At 43.7% G+C, this 22,211-nt stretch carries 22 protein-coding genes; 13 read left to right on the top strand and 9 right to left on the bottom strand.

The features are described 5' to 3' along the window. Positions 1-283 precede the first annotated feature (283 nt). Both ettA and LLW17_RS14790 read left to right on the top strand, forming a co-directional pair. Complete coding sequence (gene ettA / locus LLW17_RS14785) at positions 284-1,975, top strand: energy-dependent translational throttle protein EttA (RefSeq protein WP_228231067.1); 1,692 nt, start codon at positions 284-286, stop codon at positions 1,973-1,975. A 345-nt stretch (positions 1,976-2,320) separates the two neighbouring features. Beyond that, positions 2,321-3,436, top strand: a complete 1,116-nt coding sequence (locus LLW17_RS14790) for a PepSY-associated TM helix domain-containing protein (protein ID WP_228231068.1) — start codon at positions 2,321-2,323, stop codon at positions 3,434-3,436. 57 nt (positions 3,437-3,493) lie between these two features. Here LLW17_RS14790 and LLW17_RS14795 read toward each other — a convergent pair whose 3' ends face one another. Next, the gene (locus tag LLW17_RS14795; RefSeq protein WP_228231069.1) at positions 3,494-3,655 is read right to left on the bottom strand and encodes a Lacal_2735 family protein; all 162 of its coding nucleotides are present in this window, start codon (positions 3,653-3,655) and stop codon (positions 3,494-3,496) included. A 154-nt stretch (positions 3,656-3,809) separates the two neighbouring features. On the opposite strand from LLW17_RS14795, the gene LLW17_RS14800 reads away from it, so the two are divergent. Further along, the gene (locus LLW17_RS14800; RefSeq protein ID WP_434084789.1) at positions 3,810-4,508 is read left to right on the top strand and encodes an HAD family hydrolase; all 699 of its coding nucleotides are present in this window, start codon (positions 3,810-3,812) and stop codon (positions 4,506-4,508) included. Between the two features lies 1 nt (position 4,509). On the opposite strand, the gene LLW17_RS14805 is transcribed toward LLW17_RS14800, so the two are convergent. Continuing rightward, positions 4,510-4,674: a hypothetical protein gene (locus LLW17_RS14805; protein WP_228231071.1), complete on the bottom strand. Its 165-nt coding sequence runs from the start codon at positions 4,672-4,674 to the stop codon at positions 4,510-4,512. A 291-nt stretch (positions 4,675-4,965) separates the two neighbouring features. Between LLW17_RS14805 and LLW17_RS14810 the strand changes: the two genes are divergently transcribed. Next, positions 4,966-5,850 carry a DUF8428 domain-containing protein gene (locus LLW17_RS14810; protein ID WP_228231072.1) on the top strand — a complete coding sequence of 295 codons (885 nt, stop codon included), beginning with the start codon at positions 4,966-4,968 and terminating at the stop codon, positions 5,848-5,850. A 71-nt stretch (positions 5,851-5,921) separates the two neighbouring features. Here LLW17_RS14810 and LLW17_RS14815 read toward each other — a convergent pair whose 3' ends face one another. Further along, the gene (locus LLW17_RS14815; protein ID WP_228231073.1) at positions 5,922-6,710 is read right to left on the bottom strand and encodes a hypothetical protein; all 789 of its coding nucleotides are present in this window, start codon (positions 6,708-6,710) and stop codon (positions 5,922-5,924) included. Between the two features lie 109 nt (positions 6,711-6,819). Continuing rightward, positions 6,820-7,548, bottom strand: a complete 729-nt coding sequence (locus tag LLW17_RS14820) for a class I SAM-dependent methyltransferase (RefSeq protein WP_228231074.1) — start codon at positions 7,546-7,548, stop codon at positions 6,820-6,822. Positions 7,549-7,584: 36 nt separating this feature from the next. Here LLW17_RS14820 and LLW17_RS14825 point away from each other — a divergent pair, with 36 nt between their 5' ends. Both LLW17_RS14825 and LLW17_RS14830 read left to right on the top strand, forming a co-directional pair. After that, complete coding sequence (locus LLW17_RS14825; RefSeq protein WP_228231075.1) at positions 7,585-8,082, top strand: YkgJ family cysteine cluster protein; 498 nt, start codon at positions 7,585-7,587, stop codon at positions 8,080-8,082. 89 nt (positions 8,083-8,171) lie between these two features. After that, positions 8,172-9,158, top strand: a complete 987-nt coding sequence (locus LLW17_RS14830; RefSeq protein WP_228231076.1) for a DUF1028 domain-containing protein — start codon at positions 8,172-8,174, stop codon at positions 9,156-9,158. Between the two features lie 89 nt (positions 9,159-9,247). Here the strand turns inward: LLW17_RS14830 and LLW17_RS14835 are convergent, their stop codons facing one another. From LLW17_RS14835 to LLW17_RS14850, 4 genes are all read right to left on the bottom strand, one after another. Next, a complete protein-coding gene (locus tag LLW17_RS14835) occupies positions 9,248-10,798 on the bottom strand; it encodes a M20/M25/M40 family metallo-hydrolase (protein ID WP_228231077.1) in 1,551 nt (516 codons plus the stop codon). Between the two features lie 125 nt (positions 10,799-10,923). Next, entirely contained in the window at positions 10,924-12,210 is a 1,287-nt protein-coding gene (locus tag LLW17_RS14840; protein ID WP_228231078.1) for a serine hydrolase domain-containing protein, read from the bottom strand. Positions 12,211-12,227: 17 nt separating this feature from the next. Further along, on the bottom strand, positions 12,228-12,593 hold the full coding sequence (locus tag LLW17_RS14845) for a carboxypeptidase-like regulatory domain-containing protein (protein ID WP_228231079.1): 366 nt from the start codon (positions 12,591-12,593) through the stop codon (positions 12,228-12,230). A gap of 124 nt (positions 12,594-12,717) precedes the next feature. Continuing rightward, positions 12,718-13,977 (bottom strand): exo-beta-N-acetylmuramidase NamZ family protein, encoded by a 1,260-nt coding sequence (locus LLW17_RS14850; protein ID WP_228231080.1) that lies wholly within the window; start codon positions 13,975-13,977, stop codon positions 12,718-12,720. Between the two features lie 7 nt (positions 13,978-13,984). Between LLW17_RS14850 and LLW17_RS14855 the strand changes: the two genes are divergently transcribed. The 3 genes from LLW17_RS14855 (at position 13,985) to LLW17_RS14865 (ending at position 17,209) form a co-directional block, all read left to right on the top strand. Next, positions 13,985-15,214 carry an ABC transporter permease gene (locus LLW17_RS14855; RefSeq protein WP_228231105.1) on the top strand — a complete coding sequence of 410 codons (1,230 nt, stop codon included), beginning with the start codon at positions 13,985-13,987 and terminating at the stop codon, positions 15,212-15,214. A gap of 221 nt (positions 15,215-15,435) precedes the next feature. Continuing rightward, the gene (locus tag LLW17_RS14860) at positions 15,436-16,113 is read left to right on the top strand and encodes a hypothetical protein (protein ID WP_228231081.1); all 678 of its coding nucleotides are present in this window, start codon (positions 15,436-15,438) and stop codon (positions 16,111-16,113) included. 115 nt (positions 16,114-16,228) lie between these two features. After that, entirely contained in the window at positions 16,229-17,209 is a 981-nt protein-coding gene (locus LLW17_RS14865) for a PLP-dependent cysteine synthase family protein (protein WP_228231082.1), read from the top strand. Between the two features lie 2 nt (positions 17,210-17,211). On the opposite strand, the gene LLW17_RS14870 is transcribed toward LLW17_RS14865, so the two are convergent. Continuing rightward, positions 17,212-17,733: a DUF4829 domain-containing protein gene (locus tag LLW17_RS14870; RefSeq protein ID WP_228231083.1), complete on the bottom strand. Its 522-nt coding sequence runs from the start codon at positions 17,731-17,733 to the stop codon at positions 17,212-17,214. Between the two features lie 83 nt (positions 17,734-17,816). On the opposite strand from LLW17_RS14870, the gene LLW17_RS14875 reads away from it, so the two are divergent. The 4 genes from LLW17_RS14875 (at position 17,817) to LLW17_RS14890 (ending at position 22,169) form a co-directional block, all read left to right on the top strand. Continuing rightward, positions 17,817-19,112: a DUF2851 family protein gene (locus LLW17_RS14875; RefSeq protein ID WP_228231084.1), complete on the top strand. Its 1,296-nt coding sequence runs from the start codon at positions 17,817-17,819 to the stop codon at positions 19,110-19,112. A gap of 44 nt (positions 19,113-19,156) precedes the next feature. Then, positions 19,157-19,384, top strand: coding sequence for a PspC domain-containing protein (locus LLW17_RS14880; RefSeq protein ID WP_228231085.1), 228 nt, complete (start codon positions 19,157-19,159; stop codon positions 19,382-19,384). 2 nt (positions 19,385-19,386) lie between these two features. Beyond that, positions 19,387-20,394, top strand: coding sequence for a potassium channel family protein (locus LLW17_RS14885; RefSeq protein ID WP_228231086.1), 1,008 nt, complete (start codon positions 19,387-19,389; stop codon positions 20,392-20,394). A gap of 92 nt (positions 20,395-20,486) precedes the next feature. Further along, positions 20,487-22,169 (top strand): alanine/glycine:cation symporter family protein, encoded by a 1,683-nt coding sequence (locus LLW17_RS14890; RefSeq protein WP_228231087.1) that lies wholly within the window; start codon positions 20,487-20,489, stop codon positions 22,167-22,169. The last annotated feature ends 42 nt before the right edge of the window (positions 22,170-22,211 follow it).

The following is a 22,211-nucleotide window of genomic DNA, read 5'->3' on the forward strand; positions in this document are numbered from 1 at the left end:
TTTAAAACTTTTTTGATTTTTCAAATAATCACCGTTTTGTGTGGTGAATAATTAGAAAATTAATTTCAATTCTTCGGTTTCTTTAAAGATGGGCTAAAAACCTGCGCGTTTCAAGGCTCTATTTGTTATAATTATATTAAAGTTAAACAATGGAGTGCACGGTTAATTCTCCTAAAATTTTGAGCGGAAGGATTCTGGTTTCAGTCATTTTCAATACCACAATATTATAATACCTTTACACCCTGTTTTTTGAAGCAGAAGCATAACACAATAACTACATATTATGGCAGACGATAAAAAGATTATTTTTTCAATGACGGGAGTCAGTAAGACCTATCCCGGGGCGAATACGCCGGTATTGAAAAATATTTACCTGAGTTTTTTCTACGGGGCAAAAATTGGCATTCTGGGTCTTAACGGTTCGGGTAAATCTACCTTGCTTAAGATTATTGCCGGGGTTGAAAAAAACTTTCAGGGGGATGTAACTTCAGATAAAGAGTTCTCGGTAGGCTACCTGGAGCAGGAGCCACATCTTGATGAAGATAAAACGGTTTTAGAAATCGTAAAAGAAGGAGCTGCAGAAACTGTGGCGATTCTTGATGAATATAACAGCATTAACGATCAGTTTGGTCTTGAAGAGGTGTACAGCGATCCCGATAAGATGGAGAAGCTTATGAACCGTCAGGCGGTTTTGCAGGATGAGATTGACGCCCGCAATGCCTGGGAATTAGACAACAAACTCGAAGTGGCGATGGATGCCTTACGCACCCCGCCTGCAGATCAAAAAATCGGAGTACTTTCCGGTGGGGAACGTCGCCGTGTGGCTTTATGTCGTTTGCTTTTGCAAGAACCTGATGTGCTTCTTTTGGACGAACCTACCAACCACCTGGATGCAGAAAGCGTGCATTGGCTAGAGCATCATTTGGCACAATACAAAGGGACGGTTATCGCAGTAACGCACGACCGGTATTTTCTTGACAATGTCGCAGGATGGATCTTAGAACTGGATCGCGGAGAAGGAATCCCCTGGAAAGGAAATTACTCTTCATGGCTAGACCAGAAGTCTAAGCGTATGGCTCAGGAAAGCAAGACTGCATCGAAGCGCCAAAAAACTTTGGAGCGCGAATTAGAATGGGTGCGTCAGGGAGCGAAAGGAAGACAGACGAAGCAAAAAGCGCGTTTGAAAAACTACGACAAACTTATGTCGCAGGATCAAAAACAAGTAGATGAAAAGCTGGAAATCTACATCCCTAACGGCCCGCGATTGGGAACCAATGTAATTGATGCCGAGGGTGTGAGTAAGGCATTTGGCGATAAGCTGCTTTATGAAGATCTTAATTTCACGCTTCCCCAGGCTGGGATTGTTGGAGTTATAGGTCCTAACGGAGCTGGTAAGACAACCATCTTCAAAATGATTATGAACGAAATTGAGCCCGATAAAGGAAGTTTTACCGTTGGAGAAACCGCTCAAATCGCTTATGTTGATCAAAGTCATAGTAATATTGATCCTGAGAAAACCATTTGGGAAAACTTTAGCGACAAGCAGGAACTGATAATGATGGGGGGGCGTCAGGTAAACAGCCGCGCTTATTTAAGCCGCTTTAACTTTAGCGGAAGCGAGCAAAACAAAAAAGTAAGTATGCTTTCGGGTGGGGAGCGTAACCGTTTGCATCTTGCTATGACGCTTAAGGAAGAAGGGAACGTATTATTGTTGGATGAGCCAACAAACGACCTGGATGTAAACACGCTTCGTGCGCTTGAGGAAGGTCTTGAGAATTTCGCCGGTTGTGCTGTGGTAATTTCCCACGACCGTTGGTTTTTAGACCGAATTTGTACACATATCTTAGCCTTTGAAGGCGATAGCCAGGTGTATTTCTTTGAAGGCGGTTTCTCTGATTACGAAGAAAACAAGAAGAAGCGCTTAGGCGGCGATCTAATGCCAAAACGTATCAAGTATAAGAAGCTGGTACGATAATCCAAGCTATTTAAAATTCTGTAGAGAGGCTGTCTAAAAAGCAAGGACGTGTCCTGTTGAGCTTGTCGAAATATTTTCAACTTACTGATTATCAAGATCGGTTTCGACAGGCTCAACCTGACAACTTAAGTTAATAAGTCTTTTTAGACAGCCTCTTTTTATTTAATCAATTGCCAATCAGCAGAACTCTGTTGTGGTTGAAGCATTCCTTAGAATTAAATACTATTTTTATTAAGTCTAAATAGTTTTAGTTGTAATGGAATTTTATATTTGTGCCCGATACAGTTAAACGTTTTGAGAATTGAGGTGTCTTAGCTTCAAATCACACGCTTCAGGAGCATAATTATGAAAAAAAAGAAGTCTTTTAGTTTTCGGAAATTAATCAACGATGTGCATTTATGGCTGGGTCTTGCCAGCGGGATCATCCTCTTTCTGGTTTGTCTTAGCGGAAGTATTCTGGCATTTGAACACGAGATCAAAGCATTTTTTGAAGAAGATTTAAAAGTAGAACCAAAAGGGGAGAAGCTTAGTCTCAACGCACTCGAAACCAAAATACGGCAGGATCACGCCGGCACCCTTACTTCGGTAAGTATCCCGTCAGATCAATCTGACCCCTACACCTTTACCATCAAGGAAAATCCGGAAGAACGCCGCGGAACCAATCTTCAGGTGAATCCGTATACCGCAGAAACACTGGTTGCAGGACCTAACCCTGCAGATGGATTCTGCTTTTTATTTTTTAGAATGCACCGCTGGTTGCTTTTTGATTCGTCTATAGGCAGACCTATTGTTGGAGTGGCAACTATCTTCTTTTTGATCCTTTCCATCACCGGTTTGGTGCTTTGGTTTCCCAGAAAACTCAAGCGCAAAAACTTTAAAGCCGGTTTTAAGATCAAGACCAAAGCCAACTGGAAACGCGTCAATCACGATTTACACAATACGCTCGGGTTTTACGCGCTTATTTTTATTGTTATTATGGGCATTACCGGATTATGCTGGTCTTTTGAAGGCTATCGGGAAGGGCTGGGTAACCTGATAGGCACACCCGTTTTTAACCGCTCTTCCCCGGAATTTGAACTGCCCGAGACGACCACTACACTTGATCTTGATGCAATCGAGGAAGTCGCGGCACGTGTTTTTCCTTTCGATGGGGATTTGAACATCAGTTTGCCGGGAGATCGAGCCGATTATTTCAGCCTGCGCAAGAACCATGCTTCGGGATGGTCACCTGTGGCTGCAGATCGTGCCTATATTGCCAAAAACGGTGAAGTGCTTTCGGTAGATGTTTTCGCAGATAAACCGCTCAATGTACAGTTTGCATCGCTTATAAAACCGTTACACACCGGGGAGGTTTTTGGGATGTTTTCAAAAATCATTTACTTTTTGGCTTGTCTGATAGCCACGAGTCTTCCAATTACCGGAACGCTCATCTGGATCAATAAAATGAAAAAGAAAAAGTAAGACGATACCATTGTAAAAAAGCATCGCAGCGATAAACTACGATGCTTTTTTAATTACCTAAAGTGTTTCAATCTTTTTTAGAATACGATCGGCTTCGGCATACTTGTCATCACTGGCCGAGCGGTTGCTCTTGGAAAGTTCAAAAGCTTCCTTCATGAGCTTCTTGTATTCGAGTTCTAATTTTTCTTTTTCGGTCTTCTTTTTAAATAGTCCAAACATCGTTTTCTTTTTTTAGCAATTTTCGTTTAAGTTAAGAAACAATTCCTTCCCAAAACCTGGTTTAGGACTATTGTTTCAGACTTTTGAATAGAGTTCCAACGGTGGGCCTTACTTAAAATCGAGTTGTGTATTTTTACGGCTCATCAAAAACTACTTGCTTTTGGATTTAAGCAGCATAAAAGTCATTGCTTTTGACGCCGATGATACCCTTTGGGTCAACGAAACCTTTTTTAGAGAAGCCGAACTCGCCTTTGCCAGACACCTGCGTGAATACGGCGATGAGGAAGATATTGTAGAAAAGCTTCTGGATACCGAGATTCGCAATCTGGATACCTACGGTTATGGGATTAAAGGCTTTACGCTTTCGATGCTCGAAACAGCGCACCGCTTAATGGGCGATAAGCTGAGTGCCGAAACCATCGATTTCATTCTGAAGAAAGGAAAGGAAATGCTAGCCGAGCCGGTTGAGGTGCTACCGCACATTGAAGAGGTTTTGCAAAAACTGTCTAAAACGCACAAGTTGGTCGTGGCAACTAAAGGTGATCTACTCGATCAGGAGCGTAAATTAGTCAAAAGCGGTCTTATTGATTACTTTCACCATGTTGAGATTGTTTCAGACAAAAAGGAAACGCAGTATAAAAAGCTGGTAAAGCATCTCGATATTGAACCGGGACAATTTTTGATGGTGGGTAATTCCCTGAAGTCAGACGTAATCCCGGTACTGGCAATGGGAGGCTATGCGATACATATCCCCTTTCATACCACCTGGAGTCACGAGCAGGTTGATGAAGAAATTGCTCATTCTAAGTTTAAAGCTTTGAGCAGTGTAAAGGAGTTGCTGCAGTTGTTTTAAATCAACTTCGTCTGGGAAGGAAGCTGCGCAATACATAAACCAAAACCGCAATACCAACGCCCAGTAAGAGGCCCTTGCCAAATGAGGCGTGAAAAATCCAGATTACGATAGCGATGATTGCTAAAACGCCGAAAAGTATTGCAGCGCGTTTATGTTCCTTGTTCATTGTGCAAATATAGGTATATCCGGTAAAAATTTGAGAATGACTCAAATTCCTGATCAATATGTTTAAAAATTGAAGGTTTTTCGCGTTTACAATACCGGGTTTCGGTAGTTTTAGATAGCCTTTAAAGGAGTTGAAAATGATCTTTAAGTACCGAAAAAACGTTTGCGACCTTATTTCGTTAAAATCTGTAAATTTTTAAGGAAGATATAAAAGATTTGTACACTTTTGATATATAATTAACGTTACTGAAAAAACCAGGTAATAACCTATAACTAATCAAATTTTAGAAAAATGGAGAATGAAAATAAAAATACCGGAATGAAAGTAATTACGGGAATACTTGCCGTATTACTGGTAGTTGCGGGGGCTTTTGCAATAAAGCTGTACAATCAGGAAAAAAATACCAAGGCCGAACTTACTGAAGAAAAAGAATTGGTATTGAACGATCTGAAACAAATGGTTGCCAAATATGACGCGGTAATCGAAGAAAATAATCTGAAAGACACCGAACTTAATCAGGCTCGGGACCGTATTCAGGTATTGATTGACTCGGTTCAAAAAATGGAAGCTTCTATTTCTGTATTGCGTCGTTACCGTGATGAGGTTTACAAACTCAAGAAAGAGCGAGAGTATTTATTTGCTCAGAACGATAGCCTTAAAGGTATGAACAAGATGCTGGCTATGCGTGTAGACAGTACTACCTATGAACTGGAAGTAAGCCGTATGAAGCGCGACAGTCTGGCTACGATTAAAGATGAACTTGCCGAAAAAGTAGCTTTAGGTTCAAGCCTTGCCGCCAATAAACTGGTAGGTACCGGTGTGATTGTGCGCAATAGCGGTAAACTGGTAGAAAACGACCGTGCCCGTCGCGTTGACCGTATCAGAGCTTGTTATACCGTACCTCAAAACCGTATTGCTGAGGCCGGAGATAAACAACTTTACGTTCAGGTATTAGACCCGCAAAACAACATTATGGGGGCTAACAAAACCGTTAAAATAGACAGTATTACAACCGTTACTTACAGTGCTATTTCTAAGTTCTACTACGAAAACACTGCGCTTGATATCTGCGAAAACATCGCTCCACGTGGAGAAGATTTTGCAAAAGGTTTATACAAGATCAATATTTTTGATGGTGGAAAAATGATCGCTACTACCAGTCTGGTACTCGATTAAGTAATTCCCTTCAACAAATAAAAAAAGCTTCTGGTATTGCCGAAGCTTTTTGTTTTTAGAGCCTTTGGTAATTATTTTCCTCCATTTGCCCGAAGATCCTCGAGACAGAATGCTCCAAAGGTTGGCAGGCCGGTCATTGCAGAACTCGTAGCATCGGCAACGGTTTGAAAGTACATCAGGCAATTTTCCTGATCACAATGCTTATTCAGCGCATCTATGCCATCATCATTAGGTTGCTCATCTTCGTGATCACGTACCATGGGAGTCCCAAGATTTACGAGACCGAATAAGTGCCCAAACTCGTGTTCGGTAGTCACGGTTTCCAGTTGAGTGAGGCTCGCCCCGCCAATTCGGTTGCTGAAATCTCTTAGGGTTTTTTCGAAAATTATACATGAAGTATTGCGGTAAGCGGTGCCTAGAATGCGGCTGGTGGCATCATCTTTTTCAGAGCTCTGATCAGCAAAAAAGATCCAGACGGCCAGTTCGTCTCCGGCATTAAAAGCGGTACGGTTATCGGCTTCGATTTTTACATATTCATCACGTTCCAGAGAACCTACAGTTGTCGCAGGCACTACAGTTTCTATAAACGTGATTCCATCGGGCTTGTTTAAGCGTTCGGCGAAAAAACTGCGTAAATTATTAAGTGTGGTCGCAGAGGGTTTAAAACCGGCTACATAAGCGATTTCTACACGCAGACTGGTAAACGCATCGGCACTTAAAAAATCGCGGGCAGAAGATCCCAGGGCCTGTTTGTTAGCCACTGTAGGATCTGCCTGTGTGGACTCATCTTTAGAACAGGAAGCAAGTAGTAAAAGGCTTAAAAAGAACGTAAAATAGGGGGTAATTCTTGATATTTTCATCAGTTTGTTATTAGCGGGTGGTAAAAATACTTAAACGAAGAGCCACTGGCACTTGTTGTTTTTATAAATTGTTTTTAAAATTTACGAGGTAAAATGCTATTTGGTTTTCCTAATTGGTTTTAATCAAACGGGCGAGGTATTCATAATGCGGTCCGTCAAGGATTTTTTCGCACGTGAATCCGGTCTTTTCGGCTTCTTTTTTAAGGCTTTTAAAATCGAGGTATAACCAGTCAAAGGCTTGAGAAGTTTGCTTTTTATACTGAATTTTAAAAGTAACCTCGCCATAATAAGCCCGGCTCACATCGCGCCAGTAGCTTCCGTCTTCTTCCTCATACATAAAAGCGATGTCTGAAGAATCAACCAAAATCTGTCCGTTTTTGCTTAGCATGGAGCCCAACTGTTTAAGTGCGTTTGGAGTGTTTTTTAGCGTTTGAAAAATACCGGTGCCGTTCATCAATAGCAGGAGTGTATCATAAGAGGCTTCGGTGAGGTCAAATACATCTGCATGTACTGTTTTTTCAACTCCGCGCAGTTGGCAAACCTCAATCGCTCCGGCCGAAACATCCAGAGCGGTCACATCCTTACCCTGTTTTTGCAGGTATAAACTGTGGCTTCCGGCGCATGCGCCCACGTCCAGGATTTTTCCTTCAGCAAGCTTTAAGGCTTCCTGTTCGATTTCGGGCATTTCTTCAAAATCCCTGAAGAGATAAGGTACGGGGATTTCATCATCTTCGGTAAGGGAAGAGATGACTGTAATGTCTTCGGTGTACTTTTCGTTGTAAAAATCGAGGAGGGCTGCGCCGAAAACATCGGGGTTATCAGAATCTTTTTTCGCCATAAAATCAAGGCTGGTTTAATTGCGTATTTTTGCGCTATGGATGAATTTATTGAGCAGCTGCCCAATCTGGCCAAAGATAAGCATAAAGAGACTGCCGCCTATTTCAAAAAGCTGAAGCGCAAACCGCCCAAAGATCTGGATTACCAGATGCAGGAATTGCACGATGAGGAATTTGCGCAGACTGACTGTCTGGAGTGTGCCAATTGTTGCAAGACCACCGGGCCCTTGTTTACCGACCGAGACATCAGCCGTATAGCAAAGCATTTCAGGATGAAAGATGCGCAGTTTATTGACACCTATTTGCGAATTGATGAAGACAACGACTATGTGCTGCAAGAGGTGCCGTGTACCTTTCTGGGAGCTGACAATTATTGCATGATTTACGATGTGCGCCCCAAGGCCTGTGCCGAGTTTCCGCATACAGACCGAAAGAAATTTCAACAAATAACCAATATTACCCTGAAGAACGTTGCGATTTGTCCCGCAGCTTATAACATCGTCGAAAAGATGAAAGAACGTATAAAATTAAAGTAACGCCCATAATGGGCGATTAAACTATAAACCGATACCTATATAATTTATTGACAAAATAAATTTGTTACGAATTGCAAATTTTTAAAACTATGAAAATACCAGTACTCCTTTTTAGTCTGATGCTCGCAGCTTCAGGGATTGCTCAAAACATCAATGCAGACAAAAGCGCCTTTGCACACACCTTTTCTATCGTGGCGCGCGACGCGAATACCGGCGAGATGGCAGTTGCCGTACAGAGTCACTGGTTTAGCGTGGGCTCGCTTGTTTCCTGGGGAAAAAGCGGAGTAGGGGTCGTGGCAACTCAATCTTTTGTAAATCCGGCATACGGACCTAAAGGTTTGGTACTTATGCAGGAAGGTCTGTCAGCAGAAGCAGCCTTAGATCAACTGGTAGCCGAAGATGAAGGCAAGGCCTTTCGCCAGGTCGCTTTTTTAGATGTAAATGGAAATGCTGCCGCATACACCGGTGAGAAATGTGTGGTATACGCCAGTCAGATAACCGGTGATAATTTTTCGGTACAGGCCAATATGATGCTTACCGATCAAACGGTACCTGCGATGGAAAAAGCTTTTGAGGCTCATAGCGATCTTCCGCTTGCAGAGCGTATGGTGGCCGTGCTCAAAGCGGCTCAGGATGCGGGTGGTGATATACGCGGAAAGCAAAGTGCAGCCTTGATCGTGGTAGGTCCTGAATTGGCTGAAAACCCCTGGGAAGAATATAGAATCAATTTGCGGGTGGACGATCACGAAAATCCCATTGAAGAATTAGATCGTTTGCTGAAGGTTGCCCGTGCTTACGACTATATGAATCGGGGCGATCTGGCTGTAGAGGCCGGCGATATGCCCGAAGCCTTAAAGCTTTATGGTACTGCTGAACGTATGTTTCCCGATAACCTGGAAATGCAATTTTGGGCAGCTGTAGCTATGGCAAATGACGGGCAGCTAGAAGAAGCCAAGCCTATTTTTAAAAACATTTTTGAGCAGGACGAAAACTGGCGCGAGATGATAGGCCGTCTCGTAAAACCGGGATTATTAACGCTTAGTGAAGAAGAAGTAAAGGAGATACAGGAGTTGTAATCTCTTGCTTGAAACAAAAAAAAACGCCTGGGCTATAAGCTCAGGCGTTTTTGTCTTAAATCTTAGGTCTAAGATCTCAAATCTACAATCTAATCCTCAAGTCCACCACGACGGGTTCCGTCACGAGGCTCAGGCCAGGTCATTTGTTCGCCGGTTCTGGAATTTACCGGTAAAACAATTTGTTCGCGTGAGGTTTTCTCTTCATCTTCACTAGCCATATAGGCTAATACAGCCGTAAGAATTACGTTGTTTTGCACATCATCCCAAACGATTTTATCATAGGTATCGCGGTTGGTATGCCAGGTGTAGTTCCAGTAATTCCAGCTTAGCGAACTTAGGTTGAAAGCAGGAGCACCTGCGGCAACAAACGAGGCGTAGTCAGAACCTCCACGACCGGGAGCTCCGGGGAAGTTGGTTTCGATTTCGGCTACTTCATCGGGCACTGCGCTTAACCAGCTGCCCAGGTAATCGTAAGCGTGTAAAAATCCGTTTCCGGAGATGTTTGCCACGCGACCGGTGCCATTATCCTGATTGAATACCGCCTGTACACCGGCTACAATTTCCGGATGGTCTTTTACAAAAGAACGCGAACCGTTAAGTCCCTGTTCTTCGCTTCCCCAGTGACCAACAAGGATGGTGCGTTTTGGATTGGGATATACTTTTTTCAGAATACGCATAGCTTCCATCATCACGAGGGTTCCGGTGCCGTTATCGGTAGCGCCCTGAGCGCCGTCCCACGAATCAAAATGTGCAGAGAGAATCACATATTCGTCCGGTTTTTCGGTCCCTTTAATCTGAGCTATGGTATTGAAGGTTGGTGCTTCGCCCAGATCTTTAGATTGAGCCACCACCTTGATGACCGGTTTATCGCCATAATCCGCAAGGCGGTAGAGCAAACCGTAATCTTCTAAAGCGATGTCTACCATCGGGATTTTATCGGTGTAGGCCGAAAAGACTTTGTTTACGCCAAATCCGCGAGACCAGTTGCTGGTGATCACCCCAGCAGCTCCGGCTTTTTCCAAAATTTTCGGTAATTCGCGTGAAGAATATCCGGTGGCTTTGATGCGGGCGTTCCAGGCATCGTTAAGCGCTTCCCGCTCGGTTTTCATTTTTTCAAAAGATTCAGGAGTTGCCCATTCTTCCCAGTTTTCATCAGGTCTTCCGGAAGGTTGCGGCATAGAAATCAAAACAAATTTACCTTTGACCTGGCTCAGCATATCTTGAAATGCTAGTGAATCTTTAGCTTCCGGTAACACCACAACCTCGGCTTCTACACCTTTGGCAGAAGTCGAAGGGCTCCACGCCAGTTGCATGCCTTCCAGACTCACGCTGCGTGGACTCACCAAATCAATATGTGTAATCCCGCGATCCCAGGCTTTCCAAACTCCCCATTGCTGATTTTCAGCAGGGATACCCCAACCGGTATAGGTTTTAACCGCCCAGTCGTGTGCTTGTTTCATTTCAGGACTTCCTACGAGTCGGGGACCTACAACGTCGAGCAGTTGGTGAGCAAGTAATTTAAGCTGGGAGTTTTCAGTGGCTTCGGTAACCACCGCTTTGATGGTTTCCTCCTGACTTTGGGCGCATAACCCGGCGCTGAGCAGCGAACTGAACGCAAAAGCAAAAAGCTGTTTTTTCATGGATTTGTATTTAGTTTTCCGCCTAAAGTTAGCCTACAGATGGTATTTAAATGAAAGGAATCGGACAAAACTGCCCGATTCCCTGTACAATTAATAAGGCCCTATTTTTTCAGCCTAAAAATTCTTTATTCTGCAACAGACGAAAAAACGATGTTGCGAAACTTCCAGGCGGTCTGATCGTTATTGGTTCCCAGGGTTTGTTTCAGGATGATCCCAATGAGTTTTTGCTGAGGATCTGCAAAATACTGCGTGTTGAAATAACCTCCCCACTCAAAAGTATCCGGACTTCCCTGACCACCTTTCGCGGAAGCGCCTTCTCCCACAACCTTAAAGGCAAGACCGTGACCGGCACCCTGATCTGCCCAGATATTACCTATTTGATTGCTCAAAATAAAGTCGACAGTAGTTGGGCTTAAAATGCGTTTCCCGTTAAGCTCCCCGCCGTTGACGTACATCTGTAAAAACTGCGCGTAATCAAGCGCGGTACTGGAGAGTCCGGCTCCGCCCGAAAAGAAAGTTTGGGCACCGCTTATAGGATAGTTTGCAGCATAAAAAGCATTAGAACCGGCATCTGTCCATTTGCCATTTTCCAGAGCTTGTACGGCAACCAGACGCTCGTGCTTTTCTTTTGGGATGTAGAAATAGGTGTCGGTCATTGCCAGAGGCTCAAAAATCTCTTCGCGCATAAATACATCCAGCTTTTTGCCGGAAAGCAGTTCAACCAGATACCCTACCACATCGATTCCCTCGCTGTAGGTAAAACGCTCTCCTGGGTTGTGGTGGAGCGGCATTTTGGCAACCTTGGGTTCGTTTTCGGCCAGGGTTATGTTTTTGGTTGTAAAACCATCGATGATTCCGGCATCTTCAAATAATTTTCTAAAACGTGCATCGCCGTCTATCGCACCATAGCCAATCCCTGAAGTGTGGGTAAGCAAATGACGAATGGTAATGGGTTTATCTGCCTGGTGCGAGGTGTAGCTTCCGTCAGGAAATAGCGAGTCGAGTACCTGCGCGTCTTTAAACTCGGGAATATACTTTGCAATGGGATCGTCTAGCTGAAATTTACCGCGCTCCCACAAAATCATGGCTGCGGTTGAGGTTATGGCTTTGGTTTGTGAAGCAATGCGAAAGATGGAAGATGTTTCCAGTTTTTTCCCCGAAGGATCAGCCTGACCGAAAGCTTTATGATAAACCACCTTGCCATCGCGCACCACCAGCGCCAAGATGCCCGGCACCTGTTTTTCGGTTATTGCCTCGTTGGCCAGCGAGTCGATATAGCTGAGGTGATAGCTGCGCATACCTGCATCTGCAGGTTTTGCAACGGGTAATTCATAGATGTTTTGCTGGGCGAAAGCGGTAAAACCGCAGAGGCATAAGCCTAAAACGAACGGCTTCAGGAATGTGTTTTTCATAAAGTTATTAGAGTTTGCTATTTACTGTTTCCGTCACTGATACTAATGATCCTGACCGATTTACCAGTGCGCAGGTTGGATAGGTTTTCTTCGTAAAGGCTTACTTTTTTCTCGAGTTTTTGAAACTGATCTAAAGTTAATTTTAAGGTGCGGTAACCTACCATATTAAACAAAAGGGTGTCCTGAGGTTGCAGACCGTTTGCCTGTTCAAAGTAGAAGACTCCGTCTTTTTTTGTGGTAACCCCTTTTTTTATCGATTTGATAAATACGTTTACGCCCATTATTGGCTCCTGAGTTTTAGCATCGGTGACTGTGCCCAAAAGTCGCTGGGCTTGTGTAGCGCCCCAAAAAAGCAAAAGCGTTAACGTGATAAGAAATTTCATAAAGGCTTGCGTTTTTCTATGAAAGATTGATTTTTAAGAAATTGAGGGCCTTAAATATAGGAAATACGCAGATACTAGTTGTTAATTTTCGACAATTTTAGGGTAATTTACACGTGTTTTAAAATTAAGGATAGATCAGATATCCGGAGCGCAGGGACTTAAACCGGTCAATGCCGGGTTTCCAGGAAGCATAAATAGCATCAAGCCCCAAATCCTGCTCAATTTGTTTTTGCAGAAGCGCCGTACCCGCGTGTGCAGTGAAATTGGTCGTGTTGAAAAAGGAAGCTTTATCGGTATAGTTTTGATAAGCGTTGTAGATAAAACTCAGGTCTACCCGGTTGAGAGGAGCAAGCTCGCGCAGATCAAGGCCGTGGCAAACTTCGCCTTTAAATTTGGGGTTTTTGGAACCAAAATTAGGCTGAGGCGTGTAAGTAAGAGGATAATCGGCTGCCGGTAGTAACGGGCTGCCTATAACCTGAAACTGCATTTCGGTACCCCGACCGGCGTTAAGCGCCGTGCCCTCGCAAAGTCCCAGGCTGGGATACAGCATTACCGACTGGTCGTTGGGTAAATTGGGCGAAGGCCGTACCGGTAGTGAGTAGGCTAAATCGTGCCGGTACCCCGTCATTGGGATTACGGTAAGCTTGACATCTTTTTGAGATTTTAACCAACCTTCTTTGGCCATCATTTGCGCGTATTCTCCTATGGTCATCCCGTGAACCAGCGGAACACCGGTGTGCATACCCAAAAAGCTGGTGTGTTCGGCTTCCATCACCGGGCCGTCTATATAGCTTCCGTTGGGATTGGGGCGATCGAGCACAAGGACCGGAATGCCGGCATCTGCGGCTGCTTCCATCACATAATGTAAGGTGGCGATATAGGTATAAAAGCGTACACCCACATCCTGAATATCAAAAACAATCACGTCCAGACCTTCCAGCTGCCCGGGTTTTGGTTTTTTATTGTTGCCGTAAAGCGAAATCACCGGCAAACCGGTTTTAGGGTCTTTTCCGTCTTTTACGGCTTCGCCGGCATCGGCTGTGCCTCTAAAACCATGTTCGGGAGAAAAGACTTTTATCAGATTTACGTCTAGACTTAAAAGCGAATCAACCAGGTGGGTATAACGCTCTTCACCGTTTATTTTTTCGGCTTTAAGAATTAGCGAACTGGGATTGCCCACCACAGCCACACGCTTGTTTTTCAACATGGGGAGGTAGGCTTCGGTGCGGTTTGCGCCCAAAACCAATTCGGTTTCCTGATTTTGCGCATCAGGCAGTGAAGCTTCAGCAGCGGCTTCCTGTTTTTGTTTTCCGGGATGGTTTCCGCAGGAAATCGCAATTACAACAACTAAAAAAAAGGTACTTTTGAGCAAACGAAACGCCATAGGACGATTGAATTTTGAATATTTTACAGCTAAACGCATAATTGGTGCCAAACAGTATAAAAGTACTGCTTCGACCCCTATTATTAAAATTGCGATCATCGCAATTGTGCTCGGTATGGTGATGATGATGATTACCATCGCCACAGGTATAGGACTTCAGCAAAAAATAAAAGAAAAAGTTTCGGCCTTTAATGGCGATGTGATTGTCTCCCAGTTTGATGGCAACAACAGCGATATAACGCTCAATCCTATTCCTAAAAATCAGGATTTTTACCCCGATTTTAAAAGTGTACCCGAGGTGAGTCACGTACAGGTTACGGCTACCAAAGCCGGTGTGATACGTACACCAACCGATTTTGAAGGCATCATTGTAAAAGGCGTGGGCGCAGACTACCGCTGGGATTTTATGCAGGAGTTTTTAGTAGCAGGAAGACTGCCTGACTACAGCGATAAACTCAATACCGAAATCCTGATCAGTACCTATCTCGCCAACCGTCTTGGTTTTAAAAACGGCGATAAGGTGATCGTGTTTTTCCTGAAAGAGGATGGGGGCTTTTTAAACCGCCGCTTTGATATCGTGGGGATTTACGATAGCGGTTTTCAGGAATTTGATGAGACTTTTTTGTTTGCAGATATCAGGCATATTCAAAGGCTCAACCGGTGGGAAGAGGATCAGGTAGGCGCTTTTGAAGTTTTTGTAGACGATTTTGATAAGCTCGATGAGATTGGGGTCGAAATCTATAAGAATACCGATTCGTTTCTCAATACGATGACCATTAAGCAGAAATATTACTCCATTTTTGAGTGGTTATCCCTTTTTGATTTTAACATAGCACTCATCATAGCGGTAATGATCATCGTTGCCGGGATCAATATGATTGTGGCCCTGCTGGTACTCATTCTGGAGCGTACCCCGATGGTGGGGATACTCAAAGCTTTAGGCGCCAGTGACTGGAGCATCCGTAAAATTTTTATGTACAACGCGCTGTATCTGGTAGGTGTGGGATTGTTTTGGGGTAATGTTATCGGTATCGGTTTATTGTTGATTCAAAAGTATTTTGGTTTGATTACGCTAAATCCTGAAACGTATTACGTAAGCGAAGCTCCCGTCTATATAGACTGGTATTATATCGTGTTGCTCAACGTGGGTACTTTCCTGCTGTGCGCGCTGATGCTGCTTATACCATCTTATGTGATCACCCGTATTTCTCCGGTTAAGACTATTAAATTCGACTAATTGGCTCCGCCAAAAGGTGTAGTATCCTACGACATGCCTCGAAATGAAGGCCATGTTTCCTTTGTATACCTCAAGGGCTTCCTGAGCTCATTTACGTTCTCGCAGGGGCGAAAGCAAAACCGCATTAGTTACAACTGAGAGGCTAAATTCTACAGTTGAGTAAAGCCTTTTTCTGATCGCGCAGATGAATGTTCATTTTTGAAGGGTAATTCAAAACCTTTATGATGGAAACCGCAATTAAGATCGCAATTTACATTCACGCTTTTTTTGGAGCCATCGGCCTTATAGCCGGAAGCCTTAGTTTTATGGTCAAAAAAGGAAGCAAATTCCATAAAAAATCCGGAAAGTGGTTCACGATTGGCATGTTGGCGAGTTCGGGTCTTTCGGTGCCCATTGCCAGTATGCCGGGACACGAAAACCCCTTTTTGGTGATGATTGGCTTATTTACTATTTATATGGTGTTGGTAGGCAACCGGTCTTTGCGTTTTAAAAAGCGTAAAACTGTTGCCAGTAAAGTAGATTGGGGCATTTCGGGATTTATGGCCTTAATTTCGGCGTTGATGCTTGCCGCGGGACTGCTAAAATCGGGAGAGATAGCGGTGTTGTTTCTGTTTTTTGGCGCAATTGGTCTGGTGCTGTGTTTGATGGATTTCAATTTTTTGCGAAATCCGCATAGAACCAAAACCGGCTGGCTGGTACAGCACATCGGTAAGATTGTAGGGGCTTATATCGCATCGGTTACCGCTTTTCTGGTTGAAGGAACCCATCTGTCTGGTCTGGCGGTTTGGATTCTTCCGGCAGTGGTGGGCAATACGGCAACGATTTATTGGATTCTCAAGGTGAAAGGTGTAAAACTGAAGCTTCCGCTACAAAGAGCATCCTCGAGCTTTTCAGAGTAATTGCCTGAGCGTTAATTCTTGTTAATTCGGCATAAAAATTATTCTTAAGTCTTAGATTTCTCAAAATAGAAAGTATATTCCGCTTTAAATTTGAGATAGCTTAAAAAATCACTTTATGCAGTATGCCGAAAATATTCTGGAAACCATAGGCAACACGCCGATGGTGAAAATCAACAGACTTACCGCAGATTTACCCTGTCTGGTGCTGGCTAAATACGAGACCTTCAATCCGGGGAATTCGGTAAAAGACCGAATGGCAGTAAAAATGGTTGAAGATGCCGAAGCTGCCGGGATTTTAAAACCGGGAGGAACCATCATCGAAGGTACCTCGGGAAATACCGGAATGGGGCTTGCATTGGCTGCAATTGTGAAAGGCTATAAAATGGTCTGTGTTATTTCAGACAAACAAAGCAAGGAGAAAATAGATATTCTTAAAGCGGTGGGCTGCGAAGTAGTGGTTTGCCCAACCGATGTGGCACCCGATGATCCGCAGTCTTATTACAGTACCTCACGCCGCCTGGCTGAAGAAACGTCCAATTCCTGGTACGTCAATCAATACGATAACCCGAGTAACTGCAAGGCGCACTTTGAGTCAACCGGCCCGGAGATCTGGGAACAGACGGCAGGCAAAGTAACCCATTTTGTGGTTGGGGTTGGTACCGGCGGAACTATCTCAGGAGTAGGTGCCTATCTTAAAATGAAAAACCCAAACGTGAAAGTTTGGGGTGTTGATACCTACGGATCAGTCTTCAAAAAATACCACGAGACCGGTATTTTTGATGAAAACGAGATTTATCCCTACATCACCGAAGGTATTGGCGAAGACATACTCCCGCTCAATGTAAACTTTGATCTGATAGACGGCTTTACCAAGGTAACCGATAAGGACGCCGCAATTTACACCCGCCGGCTTGCCAAAGAAGAAGGTTTTTTTCTGGGCAATTCGGCAGGTGCAGCTATAAAAGGATTACTTCAGCTTAAAGAACATTTTACTAAGGATGATGTCGTAGTAGTGCTTTTTCACGATCACGGCAGCCGCTATGTGGGCAAAATGTATAATGATGCCTGGATGCGCGAAAAGGGTTTCCTGGACTAAAATTAGCTGTCCTCGCGGGTTACATTCATTTTTAAAATCTGATAATCTGAATCTTCACCACTTGCTTTCAGCACGATAGCCGACCCTGAATATGTTTCTGTATTTTCATTTTTCGTTTTGACTGTGTAGCGTAAAGGCAATGCTACTTCAGTACCATTAGTATTGGTATTTACGGTTGCATCCTGTGTAAAACTGACCGTTATGGTTTCAATTTCAGCGTTTTCTTCTGCAAATTCAGAAGCTGTTCCCCGGTCACTGGAGCGTGACATTTGCTCATAAGCTTCAGTGAAATCGCCGCGGTCAAGAGCAGCGAAATACTTATTTACTACTTGTTTGGCACTTACAATTTCGGCTTTATTTTGAGCTGAATCGCTGTCATCTGCAGGAATCATATCCTTGCCTTCCACGACAGGCCCTTCGCGTTCTTCCAGCTGAATTTCGTTATCGCTGTTTGTTTTTCGATCTCCACATGATACGGTAAAAATTCCGGCAGCAAGGAGAAGTGTAAAAATTGATTTTTTCATAATACATTATTTTTTTTAAAGGTATTGGAGCTGAGGCTTGAAGCCTATTAAGGTTGTGCTAAAATTGCTTTAACTTTATCCTAATGAACGAGGCTTTTTTACATTATCTCTGGAAGTTTTTAAAATTTGAAGACGCCACTTCAGAGTATGGCCTGTTTACAACTACCGGGCAGACCATACAAATCCTTAAACCGGGAATGCGCAACCAGCTTGCGGGTCCCGATTTTTTCAATGCTCAGCTGCGTCTAGACGGGCAGCTCTGGGCCGGTAATGTCGAGATTCATCTCAAAAGTTCAGACTGGTATTTGCACAATCACGAGCAGGATGAGGCCTACGCAAATGTTATTTTACACGTGGTTTGGGAAGATGATTGTGCGGTATTTGATAAAGCCAACCAGCCCATACCCACCTTAGCTTTAAGTGGGCGCGTCCCCCAGAAACTATTGTATTCTTACAAAAATTTGCTCAAACGGGATCAGAAGCGTTTTATTAACTGTGAAACCGATTTTGGAGAAATCCCGGCATCTGTTTTTGAGCCCTGGCTTGAGCGGGTTTATTTTGAACGTCTGGAGCGAAAAGTACTTGGGGTTGAAGCTCAGCTTGACGAACTTCAGGGCGATTGGGAAGCGGTATTGTTTGTGAGACTGGCGCGTAGTTTTGGTACGCTGGTCAATGCCGAAGCATTTGAAGAACTCGCCAGGGGCATTCCGTTTACGGTAGTTCGTAAACTGAGTACTGCGCCGGGATTGCTCGAGCCCGTGCTTTTAGGTCTGGCCGGGTTATTGCCCGAAGAAACACAGGAAGCAGCAGTGCGCAAATGGAAGCAGGATTTTGAATTTGCCAGAACTAAGTTTAATCTTTCGCCCGGCCTCAACCATCAGATGCAGTTTTTCAAACTGAGACCGCCTAATTTTCCAACGCTACGTCTTTCACAACTTGCGGCTATTTACGAGCAGTCGCCAAACCTCTTTGAGGTTTGTGTGCAGACTTCAGAACGGGAAGTTTTTCAAAAAATACTAGGCGTTAAAGCTTCTGCCTATTGGGAGACGCACTACACTTTTGGGAAACCACACGCCGCCAGGGCAAAAAAACTGACTGCCGGTTTTACCGATATTTTACTCATCAATACCCTGATCCCGGTGAAATTTGCTTACGCCCGATCCCGTGGTTTAGAAATTGAAGAAGACCTGCTCAGCTTATTGACCCAGATTCCACTGGAACAGAACAGCCTGGTTGCCGGTTTTGAAACCTTGCGAAAGTTTGATAAAGATGCATTGCACAGTCAGGCTTTGATACAATTAAAGCAACAGTATTGCGACCCAAATAAATGCCTGCATTGTGGTTTGGGTAATTTTCTGCTAAGTGCAGGGCACAAATGACACTGCCCGATAAAATTTAGTAATTTGCACACAAACGGGACTAGATGAATTTGATTTCCAGAATACGGTACTTTTTTGAGCGTAACGGGTTTTACGTTTCTTCGCGGCTTGCCGACCGTATGGGGATTCGCGCTAAAAACGTGCGCCTGTTTTTTATATACCTCTCGTTTGCTACAGCAGGTCTGGGCTTTGCCGTTTATCTGGTGCTTGCCTTTTGGTTAAAGCTCAAAGATTTAGTCTATACAAAACGAAGCTCGGTATTTGATTTATAACTATGCTACAACTTTTTAGGAATCGCTTTTATGTTGCATTAAGTCTTATACTCGCTATGCTTGTTTTTGGCGTGCTGGGGTTTAAATTTTTTGCGCAGTACGATTGGACAGATGCAATTTATATGACGGTGATTACCATCAGTACGGTAGGCTTTGGTGAGGTACAGCCGCTCAATGATGTTGCCAAAATATTTACGGTTGTCTTAATTTTAGTGAGTGTTACCGTGGTGGGTTATGCGATTTCGGTAATTACCGAATTTATTTTAAGCCGAAGTAATTTTGAACTTTTAAAAGAAAAACGCGTGTTGAAGAAAATTGAAGAACTCGAGAATCACGTGATTGTGGTGGGGTATGGTCGTAACGGTAAACAAGCGGTACAGAAACTTACCACGTATGGGAAGCCCTTTGTAATTATAGAACAAAGCGAAGACGTCGTGGCTAAGTTTCAGACAGACGAGATGCTTTTTGTGACCGGAAATGCCAACGAAGACGAAATTCTTGTAAAAGCCGGTGTTGATCGTGCTTCAACGCTTATTTCGGCTTTGCCTAATGACTCAGATAATTTATTTGTGGTGCTTTCGGCCCGGCAGATGAACAAAAAAATGAAAATTATTAGCCGCGCATCTGAAGAAACAACCTATCAAAAACTGAAATTTGCCGGTGCAGATAACGTCATTATGCCCGATAAAATAGGGGGTGATCATATGGCTTCTTTAGTTGTGGTACCTGATTTGGTCGAATTTTTAGATAACCTGCAGGTCACTACGGGAGGTCGTGTTAATGTACAGGAAATCACTTATGAGGCCGTTTGCCCGGATCATAAAACCCGCACTATAAGGGATATAGACCTGCGCGCCAAAACCGGTTGCTCTATAATTGGGTACAAATCTCCATCGGGTGATTATTTGATCAATCCCGAAGCTTCCCTGCTGCTGGAGCGGGACTCCAAACTTATTGTTATAGGAAGGCCTGAGCAGATTGAAAATTTACACAAAGAATTTGCGATTTAGTAGTATGTTTACGGTGTTTAGAAGTAAAGTTTGAAAGATATTCAACGCAATTGAACAAAACTCCTTTTTTTAACCTAATCACATGCTAATTCATGAAGCACATTTTTACCGCAATGCTCTTGCTTACAACCATTTTTACCGCAAGTGCACAGGATGCTGAAATCGGGATCGATCAGCAAATCGATCAGGCGTTTGCCCCCATTTCAGATTTCTTCTTTAATCTTATTTTCTTCAATGTTTTCGGGATTCCCTTTGTGTTGCTACTTCTCGTATTTAGCGCATTCTTTTTTACCATCTATTTTGGTTTTCCAAACTTCCGTTATTTCGGTAATGCCATTCAAACCGTACGCGGTAAGTATGAAGATATCGAAAATCACGGAGCTAAAGTTTTGTATGGAGAAGACGGAATTGCAAACGGCGTAGATTTAAATAAGGTTGATATTGAGCAGCATATTGAAAATTTAGACAATGATCTTGCTGTAAATAATGATATTGTAGATACCATACGCGATGAGTCGTCTGCGGGCGAAGTAAGTCACTTTCAGGCGCTGGCTACTGCGGTTTCGGGTACGGTAGGTAATGGTAATATCGCCGGGGTAGCTCTTGCAATTGCTTTGGGCGGTCCCGGAGCAACCTTTTGGATGATTGTTTGCGGCTTGCTCGGGATGTCTACCAAGTTTGTAGAATGTACGCTAGGAGTGCAATACCGCGACGTAGGTGAAGACGGTACCGTTTATGGCGGACCTATGTATTACCTGACCAAAGGTTTAAAGGAAAGAGGTTTTGCTGTTTTAGGAAAAATTGCAGCGGTCATTTTTGCCATTTTCTGCATTGGCGGTTCTTTTGGTGGCGGTAACGCGGCCCAAAGCAACCAGGCAACAATAGTTTTAAAGGAGTTGTTTAGCCTTGAAAGTACCGGGGCAGGATTTTGGATTGGGGTAGTAATTGCAGTGCTTGTAGGGGTCATCATCATTGGCGGAATCAAACGTATTGCTCAGGTGACTGAGAAGGTAGTTCCATTTATGGCGATTATGTATCTCGCGGCTTGTTTTTATATTATAGCAATCAACTTTTCACTGCTTGACGATGCGTTTGCCTTGATTATGGAAGAAGCCTTTAATCCAACAGCGATAGGAGTAGGAGGTGTGATCGGAGTACTTTTGGTAGGTTTTAAGCGGGCAGCGTTTTCCAATGAGGCGGGTGCGGGTTCTGCGTCTATCGCACACTCTGCGGTACGTACCAAATATTCGGCGAGTGAAGGGCTGGTTGCCCTGCTGGAACCTTTTATTGATACGGTGGTTATCTGTACGATGACGGCTTTAGTCATTATCATATTTAACTTTGGCGGCTTTTTTGAATATGGAGGAGACGGCAGTGGCGCAGTAATCATTGACGGGATGTCCTACGAAGGTGCGGGGATTACCTCAAAAGCCTTTCACGAGTATATTCCGTTTTCAAATGTGTTTTTGACTATCGCGGTGGTGCTTTTTGCAGTTTCTACGATGATTTCGTGGTCGTACTACGGTCTTCAATCCTGGAAGTTTCTCTTCGGAAGAGGTAAAGTTGCAGATTTGGTTTACAAACTCCTTTTTCTAAGCTTTATCGTGATTGGTGCAGCGGCAAATATGGGTTCGATCTGGCAATTTTCTGATGCTATGATTTTTGCAATGATCTTCCCGAATATGGTTGGCTTATTCTTCCTGTTTCCGGTCGTGAAAAAACAATTAAGACGCTATCTCGATGCGATCAAATTGAAAAGGGAAGCCTTAAGCTGAGATCTTTTTATTTAGAACTATAAAACCCGAAGTTGAAAAGCT

It is taken from the genome of Leeuwenhoekiella parthenopeia (assembly GCF_020782115.1).
GTDB lineage: Bacteria > Bacteroidota > Bacteroidia > Flavobacteriales > Flavobacteriaceae > Leeuwenhoekiella > Leeuwenhoekiella parthenopeia.

Coding starts and splice junctions, on each gene's coding strand:
- ettA (WP_228231067.1), top strand. CDS start 284: ATGGCAGACGATAAAAAGATTATTTTTTCAATGACGGGAGTCAGTAAG.
- LLW17_RS14790 (WP_228231068.1), top strand. CDS start 2,321: ATGAAAAAAAAGAAGTCTTTTAGTTTTCGGAAATTAATCAACGATGTG.
- LLW17_RS14795 (WP_228231069.1), bottom strand. CDS start 3,655: ATGTTTGGACTATTTAAAAAGAAGACCGAAAAAGAAAAATTAGAACTC.
- LLW17_RS14805 (WP_228231071.1), bottom strand. CDS start 4,674: ATGAACAAGGAACATAAACGCGCTGCAATACTTTTCGGCGTTTTAGCA.
- LLW17_RS14810 (WP_228231072.1), top strand. CDS start 4,966: ATGGAGAATGAAAATAAAAATACCGGAATGAAAGTAATTACGGGAATA.
- LLW17_RS14815 (WP_228231073.1), bottom strand. CDS start 6,710: ATGAAAATATCAAGAATTACCCCCTATTTTACGTTCTTTTTAAGCCTT.
- LLW17_RS14820 (WP_228231074.1), bottom strand. CDS start 7,548: ATGGCGAAAAAAGATTCTGATAACCCCGATGTTTTCGGCGCAGCCCTC.
- LLW17_RS14825 (WP_228231075.1), top strand. CDS start 7,585: ATGGATGAATTTATTGAGCAGCTGCCCAATCTGGCCAAAGATAAGCAT.
- LLW17_RS14830 (WP_228231076.1), top strand. CDS start 8,172: ATGAAAATACCAGTACTCCTTTTTAGTCTGATGCTCGCAGCTTCAGGG.
- LLW17_RS14835 (WP_228231077.1), bottom strand. CDS start 10,798: ATGAAAAAACAGCTTTTTGCTTTTGCGTTCAGTTCGCTGCTCAGCGCC.
- LLW17_RS14840 (WP_228231078.1), bottom strand. CDS start 12,210: ATGAAAAACACATTCCTGAAGCCGTTCGTTTTAGGCTTATGCCTCTGC.
- LLW17_RS14845 (WP_228231079.1), bottom strand. CDS start 12,593: ATGAAATTTCTTATCACGTTAACGCTTTTGCTTTTTTGGGGCGCTACA.
- LLW17_RS14850 (WP_228231080.1), bottom strand. CDS start 13,977: ATGGCGTTTCGTTTGCTCAAAAGTACCTTTTTTTTAGTTGTTGTAATT.
- LLW17_RS14860 (WP_228231081.1), top strand. CDS start 15,436: ATGATGGAAACCGCAATTAAGATCGCAATTTACATTCACGCTTTTTTT.
- LLW17_RS14865 (WP_228231082.1), top strand. CDS start 16,229: ATGCAGTATGCCGAAAATATTCTGGAAACCATAGGCAACACGCCGATG.
- LLW17_RS14870 (WP_228231083.1), bottom strand. CDS start 17,733: ATGAAAAAATCAATTTTTACACTTCTCCTTGCTGCCGGAATTTTTACC.
- LLW17_RS14875 (WP_228231084.1), top strand. CDS start 17,817: ATGAACGAGGCTTTTTTACATTATCTCTGGAAGTTTTTAAAATTTGAA.
- LLW17_RS14880 (WP_228231085.1), top strand. CDS start 19,157: ATGAATTTGATTTCCAGAATACGGTACTTTTTTGAGCGTAACGGGTTT.
- LLW17_RS14885 (WP_228231086.1), top strand. CDS start 19,387: ATGCTACAACTTTTTAGGAATCGCTTTTATGTTGCATTAAGTCTTATA.
- LLW17_RS14890 (WP_228231087.1), top strand. CDS start 20,487: ATGAAGCACATTTTTACCGCAATGCTCTTGCTTACAACCATTTTTACC.